Source organism: Micromonospora sp. AMSO1212t (assembly GCF_008868145.1).
GTDB classification, from domain to species: Bacteria; Actinomycetota; Actinomycetes; order Mycobacteriales; family Micromonosporaceae; genus Micromonospora; species Micromonospora tulbaghiae.
On sequence record NZ_WBKS01000244.1, the window covers coordinates 1 to 2,094 of the forward strand.

A 2,094-nucleotide genomic window follows, 5' to 3' on the forward strand; every position below is an offset into this window, starting at 1 on the left:
CCGGGGCGCGGGACGGAATCTGCGGGTTCGGACGCGGGTCCGGCGTCTGGTCGTGCGGCGTCTGCGGAACCGGAAGATCGCGCACCGGGCCGGCGGTCAGCGCGGCGTCGTGGATCGTCGCCAGGTCCACGGCCGTGAGATATCCGGTTGGCCCGGCCGAGGTCGCGGCCTGCTCCGACGACGTCGGCAGGGTGTCGACGTCGAGGCCCATCACTCCCGGGCGGTCCACGGTGGTGAACAGGTGCTCGGGGGCCTGGTGACCCTCCTTGGCCCCCAGGTAGTGCATCACCTCGTGCACCATCAAGGGCAGGCGGTCGCCGGTGTTCCACCGGTGCTGGTCGGTGCTGACCCCGGTCTCCGAGGTCACCTCGACCGGCGGGTTGCGCCGCGGGTCGGCCTGCCAGTCACGGGTCATGCCGTCGCGCCACGGTGGTGTGTCGACGACCAGGTCGATGTGCAGCAGCCGGCCGTCGGGCAGCGTGTACCGGCCGTTGACCATCTCGTCGACGGTGCGCTGCACCGCGTCGGCGAAGCCCCGTAGCTCCTCGGGGGACATCCGGTCGTTCTTCGAGACCAGATCCAGGTGTACGTCGAACGACCGGTAGTCCCGGCCGTCGGCGGTGAACTCCCGGGTGGTGAAGTCGATCGTCGTGATCTCGCCGCGCAGCAGGTGCGTGCCGGGGACGACGGTGTCCTTCCAGGGCACGTACCGTTCGGTGCGCAGCCGTTTCGGCTCCGCGCTCGCCTTGGCCTGCCGGAACTGCGGGCTCGGCCCGGCGTGGGTGGGCGCGGGCAGGTCCGCGACGGCGGGCGGCGCTTGGACGCTCTGCAGCCCGTCCGGCGTCGGCCCGGCGGTGTCGTGCTGCCCTGTCGTCGTCGGGCCGTCCGGCGTCGGCGCGGTGTCGACGGCACCTGTCGGCCCGGCGCCGGTCCGGTCCGCCCCCGTGCCTCGGTCGTCGGCTTCCACCGGGACGCCCGACGGGACGTCGACCGTTGCGATGTCGACGGTGGGGGCGGTGAGTGGGCCTGGTGCCGCGACCGCGGGCTCCGGTGTGGACGTCGTGTCGGCATGGGGATCGGTCGACGGGGACGGAACCACGGCCGGACCGTCGACCGCGACGCCCTCGACCGGTGCCAGTGGCGGTGGGGGCGTCTCCACGGCGCCGACGACGGCAGGCGGCGGAGCGGCCGGCTGGCCGGTCGTCGTCGGGGCCGACGACGGCGTGCCGGTGGTCGATGTGCTCGTGGTCGACGTGCCGGTGCTGGGCGCGCTGGTCGGTGAACTCGTGGACGGCGGGCTCGTGGACGGCGTGCCGGTGCTCGTCGTGGCGGTGGACGGTGTGCTCGTGCTCGCCGTGACGGTGGTCGGTGCGGTCGTCGGTGCGGCCGGGCCGGGCATGACGGTGGCCGGAGTGCCGGCGCTCGATGCGGCGGTGCTCGGCGTGACAGTGGACGGTGCAGGGTCGCCGGTTGGGGTGGCCGCGCCGGCCGGCTGGCTGGGCGGCGACGCCGGGACAGCCGCCGGGCCGGCAGTGGCGACAGGCGACGTCGCGGGCGTCGGTGTGTCGAGAGCGGCCGGCCCGCTGCTCGGCGTCGGGGTGTCGAAACCGGGAAGACCACCGCCGTACGACGTCGTGACGCCGGCGACCGCGGCCGGGGCGCCGGTCGTGGTCGTACCGGTGCCCGCCGGGGTGCCGTTCGGCGTGCCCGCCGGGTCGGCGCGCGGGGTGGTGGCCTCGCCGCCTGCGACCGGGCTCGGCCCCGTGGCCGGACCGCCGGCTCCATGCGAGTCGGTGCCGGCGCCCTGACCGACCGTGCCGTGCCCGCTCGGGCTCTGACTTCCGGCGCCGTTCGGGCTGGTGCTGCTGTTCTGGGGGCCGTTCTGCGACCCGTCGCGGACCTGACCTCCGGCGGTCTGACCATCAGCGGTTGGACCGCTCGAAGACGGACCGTCGGCGGTCTGGCCTCCCGCCGCCTGGCCGCCGGGAGTCTGGCCGCCCGGCGTCTGCCCGCCTGCGGTCTGGCCTCCGGAGGGCTGGCCGCTCGGAGCGGTGCTCCCGGCACTGCCCTGGCCGGTGCCCTGGTTGCCGGGGC

The 2,094-nt window shown here is 75.3% G+C and carries 2 protein-coding genes; one reads left to right on the plus strand and one right to left on the minus strand.

The window, feature by feature from the left end; genetic code table 11:
• Window positions 1-967, minus strand: a 967-nt coding sequence (locus F8279_RS30770; RefSeq protein WP_225853460.1) for a hypothetical protein, incomplete at its 3' end; no start/stop codon positions are given.
• A gap of 49 nt (window positions 968-1,016) precedes the next feature.
• On the opposite strand from F8279_RS30770, the gene F8279_RS30775 reads away from it, so the two are divergent.
• Window positions 1,017-1,808, plus strand: coding sequence for a hypothetical protein (locus F8279_RS30775; RefSeq protein WP_225853461.1), 792 nt, complete (start codon window positions 1,017-1,019; stop codon window positions 1,806-1,808).
• The last annotated feature ends 286 nt before the right edge of the window (window positions 1,809-2,094 follow it).